We start from the raw sequence: 19055 nt of genomic DNA, 5'->3' as shown, positions 1-19055 counted from the left end.
AGTTATGGCATCGGCGTAGCGTCCCCAGCGCTGAGCAGTCCATCGATCAGGGACTACAGGGTCCCCGGCTCGCCGCTCCTGTTCGGTGAGCCAGCCGGTCTGTGGAGCGCGAAGTCGATGATCTGGTGTGCGAGAGCGCGATCGTCCCTCGTCTCGCTCGCACATGGTCGAGGGTTCCCCCGCCGCGTGAGGAATCTGTCGCCAGCGGGGTGCGGAACGGTGCACCGGGCGAGGGTGAAGATGGAGCCTGACCCGCTTTCGCGGATACCTGAGCTGAGGCGATGATCGTCTCGGGAAGGGGTCAGGATGCCTGCACCGAAGTCGCCGGAGTTCCGGCGCAGAGCCTTGGATCTGGTCGCGCACGGCGAGCCGGTCGCGGCCACGGCCAGGAACCTCGGGATCAGCGAGTCGTGCCTGCGGCGATGGATGGCGCGGGACGATGTCGATGCCGGCCGCAGCGAGGGGCTGACGAGCGCAGAGAAGCGCGAGCTGGTCGAGCTGCGGCGGCGGACGCGTGTGCTGGAGATGGAGAACGAGATCCTCAAGCGAGCGAGCGCGTACTTCGCCCGGGAGAACGTGCTCCCAAAATAGGGTTCCGGCTGGTCCAGGAGCTCGCCGCCGACGGGGTGCCCGTCGCGGTGGCCTGCCGGGTGCTGAAGGTCTCCACGTCCGGCTTCTATGGCTGGCGCTCCCGATGTCCCTCGCCGCGGCAGGTCGCCGACGATGCGCTGACGGCCACGATCCGGCAGGTCCACGCGGGCTCGCGCGGCACCTACGGGTCGCCGCGCGTGCATGCGGAACTGCGGCTTGGGCTGGGCGTGCACGTGGCCCGCAAGCGTGTCGCGCGGCTGATGCGGCTCGCCGATCTCACGGGCGTCTCGCATCGTCGCAAGCGGCGCGGCTGGAAGCCCGACACCGCCACGCACGAAGATTTGGTCAAGCGGCAGTTCCGCGCCGATCGTCCGGATCGGCTCTGGTTCTGCGACATCACGCAGCATCGAGCCCGCGATGGCTGGGTCTACTGCGCGGCGGTGATCGACGCGTTCAGTCGACGCATCGTCGGCTGGTCGATCTCCGACCGCATCACGACCGAGATCGTCGTCGACGCGCTCGAGATGGCGAGATGGCAGCGCCGACCCGTCGGCACGATCGTGCACGCGGACAGGGGCGCGCAATACACGTCCTGGCTCTTCGGCCACCGGCTGCGGCAGGCCGGACTGCTCGGGTCGATGGGGCGCGTCGCCTCCAGCGTCGATAACGCGCTCATCGAGTCGTTCTGGTCGACCATGCAGCGCGAGCTACTCGACCGAACCGCCTGGGACTCGAGGACGCAGCTCGCGTCCGCGATGTTCGAATGGATCGAGGGCTTCTACAACCCGACGCGACGGCACAGCGCGCTCGGCAACCTTGCCCCGGCCGAGTTCGAAGCCCTTCACACCGACACCCCCGCCGCGGCATGATCAACACAGAGAACGTGTCCGCGAAACCGGGGCAGGCTCCGCATTCCTGCGCTGGGCAGCGCGCAACCAGCTGTGCCCCCGACTCAGGGTGCCGCCGCAGCGCAAGTCGACCCTCACGCCGACCGGCTCGAGCGTTGAGGAGCGATGGGAGCTGCTCGAACGCCTGCTCCACGAACGGGCCATCGACCCGCGGACTCGTCTCGCCGGCGTGCTCGTGCTGCTCTACGGCACTCGGGTCGTGCAGCTGCGGCGACTGCGCGTCACCGACATCACCGGGGAAGCTGGGCGAGTTGCCATCCGGCTCGGTGCCGACCCACTCGATCTGCACGGCGCGATAGGCGAGCTGGCGGTAGTGGCTAGAGGACCTCGAGAAGCGCCGCGGCTTCTCTCCGACGCAGGTGAGGATGACTGGCTGTTCCCCGGCCAATACCACGGCACCTCGATCTCTACGGACCCCTCACCGACCGCCTCAACGCGGTCGGTGTGCGCGTGCGTGCTGCCCGAACCGGCGCGGTGGTCTCGCTCGTGCAGGAACTCCCGGCGCCGGTCGTGGCGCGGCTCACCGGCCTCTCGACCGCGACGTCCTGGGCGCAGGCAGTCGCCGTCAGCGACGGCCGCTACGCCGCCCGCACCGGCCTCTTCGACGATGGCGGCCCTTAGACTGTTTGCCGAGCCCCGGCCTACCTGCGCCGCTCTGGTTCGCGCCTGCAGCCGAGGATGATCCGCTCCTTGGGAGCGGAGGATGCCGAAGCGCTTGGGGCGCCGACGCAGCGCACTCCGGGGCCTGACACCCTCGCCATGTCGACGACGAATCGGACGGCGCGAGTGCCGATCGCAGTTCAGTGAGTGCTGTATAGTTCAGCATATGCTGATTATTGCTTCTCGTGTGGATGTGATGAACCGGTTGGGGCGCGCCATGTCCGACCCGACGCGATCCCGGATACTACTGACGCTGCTCGAGGCGCCGGCTCACCCCGCGGAGCTTGCCGAAGCTCTGGGGTTGACGCGCTCGAACGTGTCGAACCATCTGGCGTGCCTGCGCGACTGCGGCATTGCGGTCGCCATACCCGAGGGCCGGCAGACGCGATATGAGATCGCCGACCCGCACCTGTCGCGGGCACTGACCGCCCTGGTCGACACCACCCTGGCGGTCAACGAGGACGCACCCTGCCTCGACCCGGCCTGCTCGGTGCCCGGTTGCTGCGAGACGGGTGCGGGCGCATGATCCTGTCCTCGGTCCTGCAAGCGATCGGCTTGTTCCTCGCCACCAACATCGACGACATCATCATCCTCTCGCTGTTCTTCGCCCGAGGCGCCGGTGAGCGCGGCACCACCGCCCGCATCCTCATCGGGCAGTACCTCGGGTTCATCGGCATCCTCGGTGCGGCCGTGCTGGTGGCCCTGGGAGCCGGGGCGTTCCTGCCCCCGGAGGTCATCCCGTACTTCGGCCTCATCCCGCTGGGCCTGGGGTTGTGGGCCGCCTGGCAGGCTTGGCGCGGGGGCGACGACGACGACGACGCGAAGATCGAAGGCAAGAAGGTCGCCGTGTGGACCGTCGCCGCGGTGACCTTCGCCAACGGCGGAGATAACATCGGCGTCTACGTCCCAGTGTTCCTTAGCGTGGGCACGGCCGCCGTGATCGCCTACTGCGTCGTGTTCCTCGTGCTGGTGGCGGTGCTCGTGGGCTTGGCCAAGTTCGTTGCCACCCGCCGACCGATCGCGGAGGCGCTGGAGCGCTGGGAGCACATCCTGTTCCCGCTCGTCCTCATCGGCCTCGGCATCTTCATCCTGGTCAGCGGCGGAGCCTTCGGGCTCTGACTCGACCGGGGATGCTGCACCAAGGTGCGCATGACCCGTGCGGCACCACACAATCGAAACGGCGAAGGATGTACATCCATTGAATGCGGACCAGATGCCGTCAGAGGCCGCGGACCCGGACTTGCCGCGCGCACTGATCGCGGATGGCGATGTGACCCAGGCCACCGATGCGAGCGCGCCCTCGGCGGCGGCCGGCGCTACCGCCTCGCGATGGGACGGCCGACCACGTCGTCGAGCGGCCATGCTGGGATTCGTTGTGGCCCTCGTCGCGGGTTCGGTCGATCAGCTCACCAAGGTCTGGGCGGAGGCGACGCTCGCCCTAGGAGAGCGGCAGCCCTTGCTCGGCGACCTGCTCGCCATTCAGCTTGCCTTCAACCCCGGCGCGGCGTTCTCGCTGGGCGCCAGCGCCACCCCGATCATCACGGTCATAGCCATTGCCGGCTCCGCGGTCGCTGCTTGGCTCATCGGGAGGACGACGTCGCTGCCCTGGGCGGTGGGACTCGGACTGATCCTCGGTGGCGCCTTCGGGAACGTGGTCGATCGCCTGACACGAGCCCCTGGTCCGGGTAGGGGCCACGTCGTTGACTTCATCGCCTATGCCGACTGGTTCATCGGAAACGTCGCAGACGTCTTCGTCTTTGCTGGCTTGGCGCTGTGCGTGATCCTGGCGGCCAATGGCAAGCGAATGCGTCCCGAGCACGCGCCGCGGTCCACCTCCTAGCGGCACGAACTCCACCGACGCCGCGCCGAGCGCGCCAGCCGAGGCCGCTTTGAACGCTGGAGAGCGATGACGCCGCTGGCCCATCCTCCAGGAGCTTTGAACGCTGGAGAGCGATGACGCCGCTGGCCCATCCTCCAGGAGCTTTGCCTGGCCCCGGAGACGGACCACTGAGGGAAGCTCCGTCGCCCTGAAATACCCCGGAACGAGAGCCTCGAATCTGACCGAGTCCGGAGCTATAGCGTCAAGTTGCTACAGCGCAGGTTGCCAGTCGAGATCATTGAGCGGTCGCGCGAGGAAAGATGTCGTGCCACGAGTCCACAGGACGTATGGCCGTCGGTCGCCAAGCTCGTCGAGCGCAGAGGGCCATTCCTTGTCGCCGGGGATCAGCGTGCCGATACCGGCGCGCTCGGCGTCGACGATGCGCTGCTCAAGTGTCTGAGCGTCTGAGCGCTCGAACTGGGCGCGCCACACCTGAGCGTCAACAGCACTGAGGCCTGTCACGGCGTCATCACGCTCGGCGAGTCGGAGCACCTCAAGCGCTCCCAGGTCGCCCAGGAGACGGCCTGTCACGGCGTCGTCTGGCTCGACGATCATCGACAGCAGCATCCGTGCTGTGCGCTCGTCCTGGACTACCTGGCTCAGGGTCGTCGTCATCGTCGGGTCCTCTCACTCGTATAGAGAGGTGCGCGCGGCGACGCGGGGAGCCCGAGGGCGAGGGTTCCATGAACGCCGACCCCGGCGTACAGTGGATGGTGAGGCAGGTTCTCCTCATATTGCGGGTCCTCCGGGACGGCCTTCGGGCACTCACACACGTTCTGCCTCCTCGACGGAGTAACACGTGTGACGAGAGGCCGTCATGTTCCGCCTTATCTGGACGCTCAGCGTTCACACTCGCGACTATCTGCACCGCTACATGCCGAGCAACCGGCTGCTCGCTGCCATCCGCACCCGTCGCGGACTCAAGTGGGGGATACCCGCGATGCTGGTCGCGCTTCCGTACATCCTGATCGCCAGCGTCTGCTCTGGCGCGGCAGCCGACGGCGGCCCCGGCTGGCTCCACCTAATCGTGCTGTGGGCCTGCTGGAACGCACTGAAGTTCATCATCATGGGACCCGTGAGCGTCGTCTTGCTCATCCGCGCGCGCCTGCGCGAGGCCGCGAACCGTCGTCACCAGCGCCGCGAAGCGGTCGCCGAAGCAGACACTCGTGTGCCGGTCCTTCGTTCCTAGGCTCAACCGCCCACGGCAGCGGATGCTGTGATGCTAGAACCACGGCGCCCGCCAGGCCGGATCACGACACCGTGCGAAGCGAGCGCTTGCCGGACTGCCTGAGGCCCCACCCCAACCTTCACGCCGACCTCTACCAGCGTCAACCCGCTGAGGTAGAGGTCGGCTGCTTCGTGGATGCGGGCAGGATCGAACCGCCCGCGGCGGATCGTCACCTCCCGACGGGTGAGGTGCATGGCGACCGTGCGGCGGTTCACTCCGAAGCGGGATGCCAACTCGACGAGCGTCGCGCCCTCGCGATACTGCGCTACCAAATCGTCGACCTGCTCCGGGCGAAGGAGGGTTTGAGCCATCCAAGTGATCGCACCATCCGACCCCTGGAGTCGGAAACGGTAGGCTCGGAGGAACGCTGGTCGTGGTCGTAGAAGCCCCGTGACCTGCGCAAAGACAGAGTTTTCAGGTGTGGGCAGGGGTTCTCAAACTCTCTACGGAGGTCCACAGACTGGAGAGCCCCGCTTCGGCGGGGCTTTCTGCATGTCGCCGCGCGGGGGAGGATGGCGACGTGAAGCGAGCGCGGGTGACGAGCAGCGTGCTGCGCTCGATCGGCTACGACAAGGGCTCGAGCACGCTCGAGGTCGAGTTCGAGGACGGCGACGTCTACCGCTACTTCCTCGTGCCCGCGCGCGTCTACGCGGGCCTCATGGCGACGGCTGACGCCGGCGAGAGCGTGGGCCGCTACTTCAACGAGCACGTGAAGGCGCCCGGCTACCCGTTCGAGCAGCGCTGAGGCAGAGGCGGACTAGCGCCGCACGACGTCGGGCACCTGCGCCCCGAGCAAGTGGTCTTCGCGATCGATCCAGTAGCGGCGCTTGAGGCGCAGCGCGACGACGCTCGACGCGGCCCGCACCTCCTCGCGCCCGCCGAGGTCCTCGCGGACGAAGCGCGCGAGGTCCTCCGGCCCGGCGAAGACGGCGTAGAGGCTGATCGGGGTGTCGCCCGTGACGGTGCTGAGCAGCCGCACGTTCGGGTGATCGGTGAGCGACGCCAGCACCTGCTGCAGCCCGCTCGGACGCGCGTCGATGCTCACGACGGCGTTGAGCGGGAAGCCCAGCAGCTCCGGCTGGATCTCGACGCGCGGGAAGACCGCGCCGGTCTGGAGCAGCATCCGGATCGCTCGAGCGGCCGTCGACGGCGACGTGTCGAGCTTCCGCGCGACCTCCGCGGCCGAGACGCGCGCATTCGCGCCGAGCTCGCGCATCGCGAGCAGCTCGAGCTCCGAGAGCTGCTCGAGATCCTGCAGCGGCGCCTCGGTCACGGGGGTGACGTGCTCCTCGAGCGCCGCGGTCTGCTCGGGGCTCAACCGCTGGAAGCGCCACGACTGCCCGACCTTCGCGGGCTCGAGGATCATGCGGCTGTCGACGGCGCGCACGCCCGGGATCGAGGGGATGCGCTCGGCGAGCAGCTGCTCGGAGTCGGAGCCGCGGAGCGGGTACAGGTGCGCGTAGATGTCGGCAGGGCCGCTCGCGTGCATCGCGAACTGGATGTCGGGGATGGTGAGCAGCTGCGCGAGCACGTCGCGCGACTGCCCGGGCGCCGAGGTGATCCAGAGCTCGAAGGGATTGCTCGAGGTGATGAGCTGCCACGCGTAGCGACCGACGGTGCGCAGCAGCCGCTCCTGCTGCAGCCGTGCGAGGCGGCGGCTCGCGGTGCTCGTGGGGATGCCGAGCAGCTCGGCGAGCGCGGCCGTCGGCACGCGCGGCGCGATGTGCAGCGCCGCCGCGATGTCGAGGTCGGTCTCGTCGAGGAGGCCGCGGTGCGGGCTGCTGCGCTGCATCGGGCCAGACTAGCCAGTCCGGTGACCTCCGGTCGCGCCTCGCGGATGCGCCGGGATGCGGTCGATCATTCCGTTACAAGGCTGTGACATGACGGAAACGCCCATAGAGGTTGTGCACCGCTTAGGTTCTTCCTAAGATCATGCGCATCGATGACATAGCGTCGTCGTTCCGCGATGGAGGGGAGCCGGCATGGAGCCGAAGCAGCCGTGGCAGTGGAGCGAAGCCGAGTGGCGAGCGCACGTCGAGCACGTGCGCGCCGGCCGCGCGCTCGTCGACCCGGATCCCTCGAAGCGCTGGCCGGGCGGTGCGAAGGTCGCCGTCGCGCTCTCCTTCGACTCCGACCACGAGACGCCCGCGCTCCGCGACGGCGAGACGTCGCCGGGCCGCATGGCGCAGGGCGAGTACGGCGCTCGCGTCGGCGTGCCGCGCATCCTCGAGCTCCTCCGCAAGCACGAGGCACCCTCCTCCTTCTACATGCCCGCGGTGTGCGCGCTGCTGCGGCCCGACGAGGCGCCCGGCTACGTCGCGGCGGGCCACGAGGTCGGCATCCACGGCTGGATCCACGAGCGCAACACGCTCCTGAGCCGCGACGACGAGCTCGAGCTCATCGTGCGGGCCCTCGACGTCTTCGAGTCGCAGCTCGGCTACCGGCCCACCGGCATCCGCACGCCCTCGTGGGACTTCTCGGGCAGCACGCTCAGCGTCATCCGTGAGCTCGGCTTCGTCTACGACTCCTCGCTCATGGCCGACAACGAGCCCTACGAGCTCGTCGAGCACGGCGAGCGCACCGGCGTGATCGAGATCCCCGTCGAGTGGACGCGCGACGACGCGCCCTACCTCATGATGGACCGCTACGGCGGCCTCCGCCCCCACATGCCGCCCCGCCAGCTCCTCCAGATCTGGATCGACGAGTTCGACGCCGCGCGCGCCGAGGGCGGCCTGTTCCAGCTCACCCTCCACCCGCACATCATCGGGTACCGCTCGCGGCTGAAGATCCTGGACGACCTCCTGGCGCACATCCGCTCCTTCGACGACGTCTGGATCGGCACCCACGCCGACATCGCGACGCACGTCAGCCCCCTCCTGCAGGACATCTCCCGAGAAGAGCACGCATGACCACCACCGCAACGAGCCCGGCCGTCGACGGCACGAAGCTCACCAAGAAGGGCAAGAAGGCCCTCATCGCCGGCAGCATCGGCAACGCCGTCGAATGGGTCGACTGGGCCATCTACACGACGTTCTCGTCGATCTTCGCCCACCACTTCTTCCCGCCGGGCAACGACGCCGCGGCCCTCCTGTCGACCCTCGCGATCTTCGCGGTCGGCTTCGTCATGCGCCCCGTCGGCGCTGCGGTCATGGGCGCCTACGCCGACCGCCACGGCCGCAAGAAGGGCCTCGTGCTGACCATCGGCCTGATGGCCGGTGCGACGCTGCTCATCGGCCTCTCGCCGACCTTCGACCAGGTCGGCATCATCGCCCCGATCATCCTCGTCGCGGCGCGCATGGTGCAGGGCTTCGCCGCGGGCGGCGAGTTCGGCTCGTCCTCGGCGTTCATCGTCGAGTCGGCCGCGCCGAAGCGCCGCGCCTTCGCGGGCTCGTGGCAGCAGGTCTCGGTCGGCGCCGGCGTGCTGATCGCCTCGGGCATCGGCACGATCATCACCTCGACGCTGCCCGAGGAGGCCGTCGACAGCTGGGGCTGGCGCCTCGCCTTCGTGATCGCCGCGTCGCTCGGCTTCGTCGGCCTGTGGCTGCGCCGCGCCGTCGAGGACACCGACTCGTTCGAGCTCGCCAAGACGCGCAACGCCGAGGCGGGCGAGAAGCGCAACGCGCTCTTCCGCATGTTCGTCGAGCACCCGAAGGCCGTGCTGCGCGTCTTCGGCATCACGATCGCCGGCACGCTGCTCTACTACATGTGGGTCAGCTACATGCCGACGTACGCGTCGGTCGCGACGGGCATCCCGCTCAACCTCGCGCTGCTCGCGAACTTCATCTCGATGGTCGTCTTCCTCGTGCTGCTGCCGTTCGCCGGCATCCTCTCCGACAAGATCGGCCGCAAGCCCACGATGGCCGCGTTCGCTGGCGGCTTCCTGATCTTCTCGTGGCCCGCGTTCCAGCTGCTGAACGGCGACTTCTGGATGCTGCTCGCGATCGAGCTCGTCGGCATCGTGCTGCTGCTCGGCTACTCGGCCAACTGCGCCGTCATCATGGCCGAGCAGTTCCCGCCGGAGGTGCGCGCGACCGGCATCGGCCTGCCCTACGCCCTCGCGGTCGCCGTCTTCGGCGGTACCGCGCCCTACATCACGACGTGGATGAACACGAACGGCTACGGGGGCTGGGTGTGGCTCTACTGCGCCGTCGCCGCCGCGATCGGCCTCGTCGTCTACCTGACGATGCCCGAGACCAAGGGCAAGAAGCTCGACTGATGCGGCACGCGCTCATCACCGGCGCCGGCAGCGGCATCGGCAAGGAGGTCGCCCTCGCGTTCGCGCGCGGGGGCGACGCCCTGACGCTCGCCGACCTGCACGCCGAGCCGCTCGAGGCCGTCGCGGCTGAGGCGCGCGAGGCGGGTGCGCCGCGCGTCGAGGTCGTGCCGATCGACCTGCGGGGCGAGACCGCCCACGACGAGCTCATCGAGGCGGCGTGGTCGGTCGCGCCGATCGACGTGCTCGTCTCGAGCGCGGGCGTCTACCCGGCGACGCCGTTCCTCGAGCTCGACGCCCGCGCGTGGGACTTCGTGCTCGACGTCAACACGCGCGCACCGGTCCTCCTCACCGTCGCGCTCGCGAAGCGCGCGATCGAGGCGGGCCGCCCCGCGAGCATCGTGAGCATCTCGTCGGGCGCGGCGCTGCGGGCTCGCCCGGGCGCCGCCCCCTACTCGACGTCGAAGGCCGCCCTCGAGGCCGCCACTCGCGCATCCGCCCTCGAGCTCGGCCGGTACGGCATCCGGGTCAACGCGGTCGCGCCCGGCTTCGTCGAGGTCGACAGTGCCGTCAACCCGGTGACGGACAAGTACGCGGATGCGGTGGGCGACACCCCGCTCGGACGTCGCGGCCGCCCCGACGACATCGCGCGCGCGGTCGTCTGGATCGCGGGCGACGAGGCGGAGTGGATCACGGGCGAGGTGCTGCGCGTCGACGGGGGATCGTCGACCGGCGCCTGGCACCTGCCGCAGCATTGGACGGCCCTCGGCCGAGAAGGAGACGCAGACGCATGACCTCGAAGTACACGATCGTCGGTGCCGGCGCGATCGGCGGCACCCTCGGAGTGCACCTGCACCTCGCGGGCGCCGACGTGCAGCTCATCGACGCCGACCCGGCGCACGTCGCGGCGGTGCGCGAGCACGGCCTGCGCATCGAGCAGCCGAGCGGCGCGCTCGAGGCGCGGCTGCCGATCTCGACGCCCGATGAGGCGCCCGAGGAGCTCGGCGCCGTGCTGCTCGCGGTCAAGGCGCAGGCGACGGACGACGTCGCCGCGTGGATCGCGCCGCGGCTCGCCGCCGACGGCTGGGTCGCGTCGATGCAGAACGGGCTCAACGAGGCGACGATCGCGCGCCACGTCGGCACCGAGCGCACCGTCGCCGCCTTCGTCGACCTCTTCGCCGACGTCATGGCGCCCGGCGTCATCAAGGACGGCGGCATCGGCGCGATCGCGCTCGGCGAGTACGCCGGCGGCGTGAGCGATCGGGTGCGCACGCTCGCGGAGGACCTCCGCCACTGGGGCGAGCCGATCGTGAGCGACAACGTCGAGGGCTTCCTGTGGTCGAAGCTCGGCTTCGGCGCGATGCTCGTCGCGACGGCGCTCGCCGACGACGACATGGGCGACCTGATCGACCGCCACCGCGTCGGCATGCACGCGCTCGTGCGCGAGGTGCTGACGGTCGCCGCGAAGCAGGGCATCGCGCTCGAGAGCTTCGACGCGTTCGTGCCCGAGCAGTACCTCGGCACGGACGCCGAAGCCGACGCCGCGACCGACGGCCTCGTCGCGTGGCTCGCGACGCAGACGAAGAAGCGCTCGGGCATCTGGCGCGACATCGCTGTGCGCGGCCGCCGCACCGAGGTGCCGACCCAGTACACGCCCGTGCTCGACGACGCCGCGCGGCTCGGCGTCGAGGCGCCGCTCACCGCGTGGCTCGTCGACGCGATCGTGCGGCTCGAGACGGGGCAGACCGAGATGTCCGAGGCGCACCTCGACGAGCTCGACCGGCTGGCGGCACGGTGAGCGCGGTCGCCGAGTACCTGGCGGATGCGCGGGCCCAGATGGTCGCGGACCTCACCGCCTACATCGAGCAGGAGACGCCCTCCGACGACCTCGCCGCGCTCGACGCCGGCCTCGCCTGGGTGCGCGGCTGGCTCGGCGAGCGCATCGGCGAGCCCGCCGAGGAGCGGCGCGTCGACGGCGGCGAGCACGGCGACGTCGCGGTGCTCGACTACGCGGCGTCCGGCGGTGGCGAGGGCCGCGTCGCGGTGCTGTGCCACTACGACACCGTGTGGCCGCTCGGCACGCTCGAGGGCTGGCCCGTGCGCATCGACGGCGACCGGCTCACCGGGCCCGGTGCGTTCGACATGAAGGCCGGGCTCGTGCAGGTCGTGTGGGCGATCCGCGCAGCCCGCGAGGCCGGGCTGCCGCTGCCGGCCATCCGGCTCGTGCTGAACGGCGACGAGGAGACCGGCTCGCCCGCCTCCCGCCCCGTGATCGAGGCCGAGGTCGCCGACTGCGACGCCGTGCTCGTCTTCGAGGCGAGCGCCGAGGGCGCGCTCAAGACCGCGCGCAAGGGCGTCGGCATCTTCCAGGTGACGACGCGCGGCATCGAGGGCCACGCGGGCCTCGACCCCGAGCGCGGCGTGAGCGCCATCGACGAGATCGCCCGCGTCGTCGTGCAGCTGCACGGCGCCGCCGACCTCGCCGCCGGCACGAGCGTCAACGTCGGCACGCTGCGCGGCGGCTCGCGCTCGAACGTCACCGCGGGGCTCGCGACCGCCATGGTCGACGTGCGCGTCGCCGACCAGGAGGAGCGCGCTCGCATCGACGGCGTGCTGCAGGCGCTCTCGCCCCGGCATGAGCTCGCCGAGCTCGAGGTCGGCGGCGGCTGGAACCGGCCGGTCATGCAGCGCTCCGAGGGCACCGCGCGGCTCTTCGCGCTCGCCGAGGAGGCCGCGGCCGAGCTCGGCACGAGCATCCGCGAGACGTCGGTGGGCGGCGCGAGCGACGGCAACTTCGCCGCCGCGCTCGGCCTGCCGGTGCTCGACGGGCTCGGCGCCGTCGGCGACGGCGCGCACGCGCGGCACGAGTGGATCAGCATCGCCGGGATGCTCGAGCGCGCCGGCATCGCGGCGCTGCTCCTCGGCAAGCTCGCGAGCGGGGGAGCGCGATGACGGCCGAGGCGACGATCAGCACCACGAGCGTCACGGATGCGATCGACGTCCGCGGCCTGCGCATCCGCAACCGCATCTGGATCGCCCCGATGTGCCAGTACTCCGTGATGGCGTACGACGGCGTGCCGACCGACTGGCATCGCGTGCACTACGGCGCGCTCGCGGCCGGCGGAACGGGCCTGCTGGTCGTCGAGGCGACGGCGATCGCGCCCGAGGGGCGCATCACCCGGCAGGACACCGGGCTCTGGAACGACGCGCAGGTCGAGGCGTGGCGGCCGATCGTCGACTTCGCGCACGGGCAGGGCGCCGCGATCGGCGTGCAGCTGAACCACGCGGGCGCGAAGGCGAGCACGTACGCGGGCTTCGGCCGCGACGGCGACGCGCGCGGCTCGGTGCCGATCGAGGCGGGCGGCTGGCAGACGGTGTCGGCCTCCGACGAGGCGATCCTCGGGCTCGCCGCGCCGCGCGCGCTGACCGTCGACGAGATCGACGGGATCGTCGCCGCCTTCGTGGCCGCTGCGCACCGCGCGGTCGACGCGGGCTTCGACCTCGTCGAGGTGCACGCGGCGCACGGCTACCTGCTGCACCAGTTCCTCTCGCCGCTCACGAATCGGCGCACCGACGCCTATGGCGGCGACCTCGCCGGCCGCGCTCGGCTGCTGCTCGAGGTGGTCGCGGCGATCCGCGCCGAGCTGCCCGAGCTGCCGATCATCCTGCGCATGTCGGCGACCGACTGGACCGAGGGCGGCCTCGACGCCGAGCAGTCGGCGACGGTCGCCGCGTGGGCGTGCGAGGCGGGTGCCGACCTCGTCGACGCCTCGTCCGGCGGCGCGGTGCTCGCCGACATCCCCGTGGGCCCCGGCTACCAGGTGCACCTCGCCGAGCGGATCGGCGAGGAGGGCGTGCCGGTCTCGGCCGTCGGCCTCATCGAGACGGCCGAACAGGCGGATGCGGTGGTGCGGGCCGGGGTGGACGCCGTGCGCGTGGGCCGTGCGGCCCTCCGCGACCCGTTCCTGCCGATCCGGTGGGCGCGCGAGCTCGGCGCCGACGTCGACTGGCACCCGCCGCAGTACGCCCGCGCCTACTGACGGGGCGCTCCCAGCCGCGCGGAGCACCATGGCGGCATGAGCGACTTCGAGGTCGGCGACCACGTCAGCTGGAACTCCGAGGCGGGCCGCGTGCGCGGCACGATCACGAAGGTGCACAAGAGCGACTTCGAGTTCATGGGGCGCACGCGGCGCGCGTCGAGCGACGAGCCGCAGTACGAGGTCAAGAGCGACAAGACCGACCACCTCGCGGCGCACAAGGGCTCGGCGCTCCGCAAGCTGAAGAGCTGACCGCGGCGCGCCTGCCGCATCACGCGAAGCGGACCCCTTCTCGGCAGCGGGACCCGAGATCTCGGGTCCGGCTGCCGAGACCGGGTCCGTGTCGCGTGACGGACTTGGGGCGGGCGCGGCCGGCCGTCAGAGCCGCGGAGCGACGACGAGCGCGACGATCGCGGGGAGTGCATCGGTGGACTTCCTCGAGACGTGACTCCGGCTGGGGACCGGTGCGCTCATTGTCACCCATCCGCCGCGCATCCGGGTAGCGCGCCGGGCAGCCGACCCGCGCGGCTACGGCGCCACGACCCTGCGCACGAAGGCCCGCGGGCGCATGATCAAGCGGCCATGCCATGCCGGCCCGAGGTCGAGGAGATCCGCGTCGCTCGTGACGATGATCAAGGCATCGACGGCCGGATCGCGAGCCAACGAGACGATCGCGTTGTCCTCGAAGTCACGCACGCCGTGGTCGCGCGTTGTCGGCTCGATGACCCCGCCGCCCGAGAACTCGCACATCTCGACGACCGCCGCGCAGAAGGCCTCGATCGTCGCTTCGGTGTGGCCGGTGAGGCGCATGACGCGGGCGACGTTGCGCAGGATGTGCGGCGAGCAGTACAGGCGGAAGCGCGCGGAGAAGGCCAGTGCGACCGCGTCGGCGGATGCATTGTCGGTCGTGGGCGGGACGTCGGGCAGCAGGGGCCAGCTGCCATCGTCACCGAGGATGTAGTCGAGGTAGACGTTGACGTCGAAGACGACCGCGGTCGCCTCGTCGATCATGTCGCTGCAGACTCGCGGATCATGTCGAGCACCTCGTCGGCCGAGTAGCGGCGCCCGCCGCGCTCTTCTCTCGCCCGGTCGCGGATCGCGTGCAAGCGCTCGAGGCGAAGCCTGCCCTGGAACTCACGGACCGCCAGCCGGAGGAACTCGCTGCGATTGCCGTTGCCGAAGTGCTCCACCACCTCGTCGAGCGCAGGGCGCAGATCGTCGGAGACCGCGATCCCTACCGTCTTCGCTCCCATGCCGACCTCCCGTTGCCTACGCCTAAGCAACATCCAGGATACGCCGCGCGAGCGGGCGCGGCAAGGGACGCGGTGCCGGGTCGCAATGGAGTTCCGTCACTGTGCGGTCTGCCGACCTCAAGAGCAGCAGAGTGCCGACACTCTGCTGCCCCGGAACCGCAGAGTGCCGACACTCTGCTGTTCCGGGCCCGCAGAACAGCAGAGTTCCGGCACTCTGCGGGCGCCGCGCCGTGCCGAGCGCGACGCGGGCTGAGCGGCTACGCGGTCGGGGCGACGCCGCGGGCCGCGTCGCGATCGCGCAGGATCGCCGGCAGCACGATGTGCGCGTCGGGGATCATGCCGGGGGTCACGCGCTTGCGGAACACCCAGTAGCTCCACGCCTGGTAGCCGAGGATGATCGGCAGGCTCACCGCGGTGATGACCGTCATGACGCCGAGCGTGTAGGGGCTGCTCGACGCGTTCATGAGCGTGAGGTCGAACGCCGGGTCGATCGTCGAGGGCAGCACCTTCGGGAAGACGCCCGCGAAGATCGCCGCGACCCCGAAGAGCCCGAACGCCGCGTAGCCCGTGAACGCGAGTCCCTCGCGCCGCGCCCGCGCCTGCACCCAGCCCCATGCGCCGCCGACCACCGCGAGCAGTACGAGCGCCCACGAGAGCGGGTTGCCGCCGTGCTCGAGCTGCACCCAGACGGCCCAGATCGCCGCGGGCACGAGGCACGCGGGTGACCACCGCTCGGCGAACACCGCCGCGCGCGACCGCACCGACCCATCCGCCTTGAGCGCCAGGAACGTCGAGCCGTGCGCGAGCGAGAAGCCCACGACCGCGAGACCGCCGACGATCGCCGGCCAGCCGAACCACACGAACGGGCCGCCGACGCGGTCGCCGTTGCCGTCGATCGGCAGCCCGAGCGTCGTGAGCGCGAGCATCGCGCCGACGCAGAACGCGGCGATGAGCGAGCCGATGCCGATGCCGGCCGTCCACGCCGAGCGCCACCGCTGCGTGTGCACCTTGCCGCGCCACTCGATCGACACGGCGCGCAGGATGAGCCCGACGAGCGCGAGCGTGAGCGGCACGTAGAGCGTCGAGAAGAGGGATGCGTACCACTCCGGGAAGGCGGCGAACGTGCCGGCGCCGGCGGTGATGAGCCACACCTCGTTGCCGTCCCACACGGGTCCGATGGTGTTGAGCATGACGCGGCGCTCGCGCTCGTCGCGCGAGGCGAACAGCATGCGCATGCCGACGCCGAGGTCGAAGCCCTCGAGCAGCAGGTAGCCGATCCAGAGCACGGCGATGAGCACGAACCAGGTGATGGCGAGCGGTTCCATGGCGGATGCCTCCAGTGCGGTCGGGCGGATCAGTTGCGGATGCGGTCAGTAGGCGAAGGCGAGCACGTCGTCCCGCTCGCCGTCAGGTCGGTCGCCCGGGTCGTCGCCGCGGTCGTGCCGCGGCGCGAGCTCGGGCATGGCGCTCGCGACCCCGCCGCGCACGTACTTCACGAGCAGGAAGATCTCGACCACCATGAGCACCGCGTAGACGGCGGTGAGCGTGATGACGGAGAAGAGCAGCTCGCCGATCGTGACGCCGGGCGAGACGGCCGCGGCAGTGAACATGAACACCCCGTCGATGCCCGAGGGGTCGGGGTTCGGCGCGACGACGAACGGCTGGCGGCCGATCTCGGTGAAGATCCAGCCGGCGATGTTGCCGGCGAACGGCGCGAGGATCCCGAGGATCGCGAGCCGCATGATCCACGGCGACGACGGCACGGTGCCGCGGCGCGTGAGCCACAGCGCGACGAGCGCGCCGAAGGCCGTGATGCCGCCGAGCCCGATCATGAGCCGGAAGCCCCAGTAGGTGACCCACATCGGCGGCACGTAGTTCACCTCGGTGCCGGCGAACGAGCCGTAGAGCTCGTCGTCGGGGATCGTCTCGCCGTACTGGTTCACGTACTGCGGCTCGAGGTCGGTGATGCCGGGCATGTCGGCGCCCCACTCGCCGGTGCCGAGGAAGCCGAGCACGCCGGGGATCTCGATGAGCGTGACGACGTCGCGGCAATCCGTCGTGCCGGGGTCGCCGATCGAGAGCACCGAGAACGACGAGCCGGTGTGGCACGCGGCCTCGGCCGAGGCCATCTTCATCGGCTGCTGCTCGTACATGAGCTTGCCCTGCCAGTCGCCCGTGAGCGCCGTGCCGCCGAAGGCGACGATCGCGACGACCGCGCCGGCGCGCAGCGACCAGAGCCACACCCCGTGGTCGGTGCGGTCGCGACCCGGCACCGAGGCCACCTCGCCGACGATGACGCGACCCGACGCATCCGTCGTATCGATCCCGTCGTGGCGCCGCCGCCAGAGGTGGTACCAGGAGATGCCGATGAGGAACATGCCGGCGACGATGAGCGCGCCGAAGATCGTGTGGGTGAAGGCGGCGATCGCCGTGTTGTTCGTCAGCACCGCCCAGATGTCGGTCATGACCGGGCGGCCCTCGGCGGTCATCTCCACGCCGACGGGGTGCTGCATCCACGAGTTCGCGACGATGATGAAGTAGGCCGAGAGCCACGAGCCGATCACCGCGCACCACAGCGCCGCGAGGTGCAGGCCCTTGCGCAGGCGCCCCCAGCCGAAGATCCAGATGCCGAGGAACGTCGACTCGGCGAAGAACGCGAGCAGCCCCTCGAGCGCGAGCGGGGCGCCGAAGACGTCGCCGACGAAGCGCGAGTACTCGCTCCACGCCATGCCGAACTGGAACTCCTGCACGAGGCCGGTGGCCACGCCGAGGATGAAGTTGATGAGGTAGAGCTTCCCCCAGAACTTCACCATGCGGAGGAACTTCTCGTCGCCGGTGCGCACCCAGATCGACTGCATGACGGCGATGGCCATGCCGAGCCCGAGCGTGAGCGGCACGAGCATGAAGTGGTAGACGGTCGTGATGCCGAACTGCCACCGGGCGATGTCGAGCGCTTCCACGCCGACCCTCCTTCGCTGCGCTGAGTTCTACGCCGCGTAGAACCACTTCTACACAGCATAGAAGAAGTTCGACTCGTTGTAGAATCGGATTCACGACGGATGCGTCACACTGGCCCGGGAGGCACGATGCGCAAGAACATGCCCGCGCTCGGCGAGCTCGAGCGCGTCGTGATGGACGCCGTCTGGGACTCGCCGGAGGCCCTCTCGGCGTACGACGTCCAGCAGCAGCTCGAGGCCGCCGGCCGCCCGCTCGCGGCGACGACGCTGCTGACGGTGCTCTCGCGGCTCGAGAAGAAGGGCTTCGTCGCCTCCGACCGCACGGTGCGGCCCTACCGCTACTCGCCGGTCGCCTCACGCGCCGACCACGTCGCCGAGCTCATGCACGAGGTGCTGGGCGAGTCGCGCGACCGGATGGCCGTGCTCGAGCGCTTCGTCGGCTCGGTCTCGGAAGAGGACGCCGCCGTGCTGCGCAAGCTCCTCCGCGGCGACGGCTGAGCGGATCGCTCGTGCCCGTGCCGCCGATCGCCGCTGCCGCGGTGCCGGGCGGTGCCCTCGTGATCCCGCACGGCGCGATCGTGTGGGGCGCGGCGATGCTGTGGCTCGTGGCGCTCATGCTCGCGTGGCCCGTGCCGGTGTGGCTCTCGCGCGCGGCGTGGCCGATGCGCGCGCCCGTGATCGCGCTGCTCGTGTGGCAAGCGGTAGGACTCGCGGGAGGCCTGTCGATGATCGGCGCGCTCGCGCTCACGGGCTTCGCGATCGCGCCCGGCCGGCCGTGGCTCGCCGTGATCCCGGCGGCCGTCTTCACGATCTACCTGCTCTCGCACCTCGCGGTGACGATCGTGCAGGTCACGGCGCAGCGCCGCCGGCACCTGCAGCTGCTCGACATGCTCTCGTCGCCGCACCCGACGCGGGCGCGCACGCGCGTGCTCGACGACGCGGTGCCCGTCGCCTACTGCCTGCCGCGCGGCGCCGGCTCGGTGACGGTGCTCTCGCAGGGGCTGCTCGACCGGCTCGACGCCGATGAGCTCGTCGCGGTGATCGCGCACGAGCGCGCGCACGTCGAGCAGCGGCACGACCTGCTGCTGCTCGCGTTCCGCGCCTGGCGCTCGGCGCTGCCGTGGTTCCCGGTCGCGGCGCTCGCCGACGCCGAGGTCGCCGCGCTCGTCGAGATGCTCGCCGACGACCACGCGCGCCGCGAGGTGCGCGACGAGGTGCTCGCGCGGGCGATCCTGCAGGTCGGCGCGAGCGGTGTGCCGGGGGCAGAGGTCGACGCGGCGGGGTCGTCGCGGGGGAGCGACCGCTTCAAGCGGCTGGTCACGTAGCGCG

Annotated in this window: 24 protein-coding genes; 17 read left to right on the top strand and 7 right to left on the bottom strand. The window is 70.6% G+C overall.

Translation table 11 applies throughout. The features are described from left to right. The first annotated feature begins 306 nt into the window (after window positions 1-306). From L332_RS18565 to L332_RS18545, 6 genes are all read left to right on the top strand, one after another. A complete protein-coding gene (locus L332_RS18565) occupies window positions 307-591 on the top strand; it encodes a transposase (RefSeq protein ID WP_021009752.1) in 285 nt (94 codons plus the stop codon). Then, entirely contained in the window at window positions 588-1460 is an 873-nt protein-coding gene (locus L332_RS18560; RefSeq protein ID WP_235045061.1) for an IS3 family transposase, read from the top strand. Before L332_RS18565 ends, L332_RS18560 begins: the two co-directional genes overlap by 4 nt. Window positions 1461-1949: 489 nt before the next feature. Beyond that, window positions 1950-2120 (top strand): hypothetical protein, encoded by a 171-nt coding sequence (locus L332_RS30290; RefSeq protein WP_156906046.1) that lies wholly within the window; start codon window positions 1950-1952, stop codon window positions 2118-2120. A 205-nt stretch (window positions 2121-2325) separates the two neighbouring features. Beyond that, entirely contained in the window at window positions 2326-2685 is a 360-nt protein-coding gene (gene cmtR / locus L332_RS18555; RefSeq protein ID WP_021009749.1) for a Cd(II)/Pb(II)-sensing metalloregulatory transcriptional regulator CmtR, read from the top strand. After that, window positions 2682-3278, top strand: coding sequence for a cadmium resistance transporter (locus L332_RS18550; RefSeq protein ID WP_021009748.1), 597 nt, complete (start codon window positions 2682-2684; stop codon window positions 3276-3278). Before cmtR ends, L332_RS18550 begins: the two co-directional genes overlap by 4 nt. Window positions 3279-3357: 79 nt before the next feature. Then, window positions 3358-3999: a signal peptidase II gene (locus L332_RS18545; RefSeq protein WP_231945519.1), complete on the top strand. Its 642-nt coding sequence runs from the start codon at window positions 3358-3360 to the stop codon at window positions 3997-3999. A gap of 249 nt (window positions 4000-4248) precedes the next feature. Here L332_RS18545 and L332_RS18540 read toward each other — a convergent pair whose 3' ends face one another. Next, window positions 4249-4653 (bottom strand): DNA processing protein DprA, encoded by a 405-nt coding sequence (locus L332_RS18540; RefSeq protein WP_021009746.1) that lies wholly within the window; start codon window positions 4651-4653, stop codon window positions 4249-4251. Window positions 4654-4855: 202 nt separating this feature from the next. Here L332_RS18540 and L332_RS18535 point away from each other — a divergent pair, with 202 nt between their 5' ends. Continuing rightward, a complete protein-coding gene (locus L332_RS18535) occupies window positions 4856-5227 on the top strand; it encodes a hypothetical protein (protein WP_021009745.1) in 372 nt (123 codons plus the stop codon). A gap of 2 nt (window positions 5228-5229) precedes the next feature. On the opposite strand, the gene L332_RS18530 is transcribed toward L332_RS18535, so the two are convergent. Next, the gene (locus L332_RS18530; protein WP_021064891.1) at window positions 5230-5577 is read right to left on the bottom strand and encodes a hypothetical protein; all 348 of its coding nucleotides are present in this window, start codon (window positions 5575-5577) and stop codon (window positions 5230-5232) included. A gap of 209 nt (window positions 5578-5786) precedes the next feature. Here L332_RS18530 and L332_RS18525 point away from each other — a divergent pair, with 209 nt between their 5' ends. Continuing rightward, a complete protein-coding gene (locus tag L332_RS18525; RefSeq protein WP_021064890.1) occupies window positions 5787-6011 on the top strand; it encodes a KTSC domain-containing protein in 225 nt (74 codons plus the stop codon). Window positions 6012-6023: 12 nt separating this feature from the next. Here the strand turns inward: L332_RS18525 and L332_RS18520 are convergent, their stop codons facing one another. Next, the gene (locus tag L332_RS18520; RefSeq protein WP_021064889.1) at window positions 6024-7058 is read right to left on the bottom strand and encodes an Lrp/AsnC family transcriptional regulator; all 1035 of its coding nucleotides are present in this window, start codon (window positions 7056-7058) and stop codon (window positions 6024-6026) included. Window positions 7059-7248: 190 nt separating this feature from the next. Here L332_RS18520 and L332_RS18515 point away from each other — a divergent pair, with 190 nt between their 5' ends. From L332_RS18515 to L332_RS18485, 7 genes are read left to right on the top strand one after another with little or no spacing between them, the layout of a single operon-like run. Further along, window positions 7249-8175, top strand: coding sequence for a polysaccharide deacetylase family protein (locus L332_RS18515; RefSeq protein ID WP_021009744.1), 927 nt, complete (start codon window positions 7249-7251; stop codon window positions 8173-8175). Next, on the top strand, window positions 8172-9482 hold the full coding sequence (locus L332_RS18510; protein WP_021009743.1) for an MFS transporter: 1311 nt from the start codon (window positions 8172-8174) through the stop codon (window positions 9480-9482). Before L332_RS18515 ends, L332_RS18510 begins: the two co-directional genes overlap by 4 nt. Beyond that, on the top strand, window positions 9482-10273 hold the full coding sequence (locus L332_RS18505) for an SDR family NAD(P)-dependent oxidoreductase (protein WP_021009742.1): 792 nt from the start codon (window positions 9482-9484) through the stop codon (window positions 10271-10273). The genes L332_RS18510 and L332_RS18505 overlap by 1 nt, the downstream gene beginning before the upstream one ends. After that, window positions 10270-11277 carry a ketopantoate reductase family protein gene (locus tag L332_RS30550; RefSeq protein ID WP_021064888.1) on the top strand — a complete coding sequence of 336 codons (1008 nt, stop codon included), beginning with the start codon at window positions 10270-10272 and terminating at the stop codon, window positions 11275-11277. The genes L332_RS18505 and L332_RS30550 overlap by 4 nt, the downstream gene beginning before the upstream one ends. Continuing rightward, the gene (locus L332_RS30545; protein ID WP_021064887.1) at window positions 11274-12431 is read left to right on the top strand and encodes a M20/M25/M40 family metallo-hydrolase; all 1158 of its coding nucleotides are present in this window, start codon (window positions 11274-11276) and stop codon (window positions 12429-12431) included. The genes L332_RS30550 and L332_RS30545 overlap by 4 nt, the downstream gene beginning before the upstream one ends. Next, window positions 12428-13519 (top strand): NADH:flavin oxidoreductase/NADH oxidase, encoded by a 1092-nt coding sequence (locus L332_RS18490; RefSeq protein ID WP_021009741.1) that lies wholly within the window; start codon window positions 12428-12430, stop codon window positions 13517-13519. Before L332_RS30545 ends, L332_RS18490 begins: the two co-directional genes overlap by 4 nt. 36 nt (window positions 13520-13555) lie before the next feature. Beyond that, window positions 13556-13768, top strand: coding sequence for a hypervirulence associated TUDOR domain-containing protein (locus L332_RS18485; RefSeq protein WP_021009740.1), 213 nt, complete (start codon window positions 13556-13558; stop codon window positions 13766-13768). Window positions 13769-14044: 276 nt separating this feature from the next. Here the strand turns inward: L332_RS18485 and L332_RS18480 are convergent, their stop codons facing one another. The 4 genes from L332_RS18480 to L332_RS18465 form a co-directional block, all read right to left on the bottom strand. Further along, the gene (locus tag L332_RS18480; protein WP_021009739.1) at window positions 14045-14527 is read right to left on the bottom strand and encodes a PIN domain-containing protein; all 483 of its coding nucleotides are present in this window, start codon (window positions 14525-14527) and stop codon (window positions 14045-14047) included. Beyond that, window positions 14524-14769, bottom strand: a complete 246-nt coding sequence (locus L332_RS18475) for a ribbon-helix-helix domain-containing protein (RefSeq protein WP_021009738.1) — start codon at window positions 14767-14769, stop codon at window positions 14524-14526. Before L332_RS18475 ends, L332_RS18480 begins: the two co-directional genes overlap by 4 nt. Before the next feature lie 257 nt (window positions 14770-15026). Further along, window positions 15027-16094, bottom strand: coding sequence for a cytochrome d ubiquinol oxidase subunit II (cydB, locus tag L332_RS18470; protein WP_021009737.1), 1068 nt, complete (start codon window positions 16092-16094; stop codon window positions 15027-15029). A 45-nt stretch (window positions 16095-16139) separates the two neighbouring features. Continuing rightward, window positions 16140-17729, bottom strand: a complete 1590-nt coding sequence (locus L332_RS18465; RefSeq protein ID WP_021009736.1) for a cytochrome ubiquinol oxidase subunit I — start codon at window positions 17727-17729, stop codon at window positions 16140-16142. A 138-nt stretch (window positions 17730-17867) separates the two neighbouring features. Between L332_RS18465 and L332_RS18460 the strand changes: the two genes are divergently transcribed. Both L332_RS18460 and L332_RS18455 read left to right on the top strand, forming a co-directional pair. Further along, on the top strand, window positions 17868-18224 hold the full coding sequence (locus L332_RS18460) for a BlaI/MecI/CopY family transcriptional regulator (RefSeq protein WP_026373841.1): 357 nt from the start codon (window positions 17868-17870) through the stop codon (window positions 18222-18224). An 11-nt stretch (window positions 18225-18235) separates the two neighbouring features. Next, entirely contained in the window at window positions 18236-19051 is an 816-nt protein-coding gene (locus L332_RS18455) for a M56 family metallopeptidase (RefSeq protein ID WP_021009734.1), read from the top strand. Window positions 19052-19055: the final 4 nt, after the last annotated feature.

Source organism: Agrococcus pavilionensis RW1, from assembly GCF_000400485.1.
Lineage (GTDB): Bacteria > Actinomycetota > Actinomycetes > Actinomycetales > Microbacteriaceae > Agrococcus > Agrococcus pavilionensis.
The sequence above is the reverse complement of the archived record's forward strand: the minus strand, read 5'-3'. Positions and strand labels throughout refer to the sequence as shown.

Coding starts and splice junctions, on each gene's coding strand:
- L332_RS18565 (WP_021009752.1), top strand. CDS start 307: ATGCCTGCACCGAAGTCGCCGGAGTTCCGGCGCAGAGCCTTGGATCTG.
- cmtR (WP_021009749.1), top strand. CDS start 2,326: ATGCTGATTATTGCTTCTCGTGTGGATGTGATGAACCGGTTGGGGCGC.
- L332_RS18550 (WP_021009748.1), top strand. CDS start 2,682: ATGATCCTGTCCTCGGTCCTGCAAGCGATCGGCTTGTTCCTCGCCACC.
- L332_RS18540 (WP_021009746.1), bottom strand. CDS start 4,653: ATGACGACGACCCTGAGCCAGGTAGTCCAGGACGAGCGCACAGCACGG.
- L332_RS18535 (WP_021009745.1), top strand. CDS start 4,856: ATGTTCCGCCTTATCTGGACGCTCAGCGTTCACACTCGCGACTATCTG.
- L332_RS18530 (WP_021064891.1), bottom strand. CDS start 5,577: ATGGCTCAAACCCTCCTTCGCCCGGAGCAGGTCGACGATTTGGTAGCG.
- L332_RS18520 (WP_021064889.1), bottom strand. CDS start 7,058: ATGCAGCGCAGCAGCCCGCACCGCGGCCTCCTCGACGAGACCGACCTC.
- L332_RS18515 (WP_021009744.1), top strand. CDS start 7,249: ATGGAGCCGAAGCAGCCGTGGCAGTGGAGCGAAGCCGAGTGGCGAGCG.
- L332_RS18510 (WP_021009743.1), top strand. CDS start 8,172: ATGACCACCACCGCAACGAGCCCGGCCGTCGACGGCACGAAGCTCACC.
- L332_RS18505 (WP_021009742.1), top strand. CDS start 9,482: ATGCGGCACGCGCTCATCACCGGCGCCGGCAGCGGCATCGGCAAGGAG.
- L332_RS30550 (WP_021064888.1), top strand. CDS start 10,270: ATGACCTCGAAGTACACGATCGTCGGTGCCGGCGCGATCGGCGGCACC.
- L332_RS18490 (WP_021009741.1), top strand. CDS start 12,428: ATGACGGCCGAGGCGACGATCAGCACCACGAGCGTCACGGATGCGATC.
- L332_RS18485 (WP_021009740.1), top strand. CDS start 13,556: ATGAGCGACTTCGAGGTCGGCGACCACGTCAGCTGGAACTCCGAGGCG.
- L332_RS18480 (WP_021009739.1), bottom strand. CDS start 14,527: ATGATCGACGAGGCGACCGCGGTCGTCTTCGACGTCAACGTCTACCTC.
- L332_RS18475 (WP_021009738.1), bottom strand. CDS start 14,769: ATGGGAGCGAAGACGGTAGGGATCGCGGTCTCCGACGATCTGCGCCCT.
- cydB (WP_021009737.1), bottom strand. CDS start 16,094: ATGGAACCGCTCGCCATCACCTGGTTCGTGCTCATCGCCGTGCTCTGG.
- L332_RS18460 (WP_026373841.1), top strand. CDS start 17,868: ATGCCCGCGCTCGGCGAGCTCGAGCGCGTCGTGATGGACGCCGTCTGG.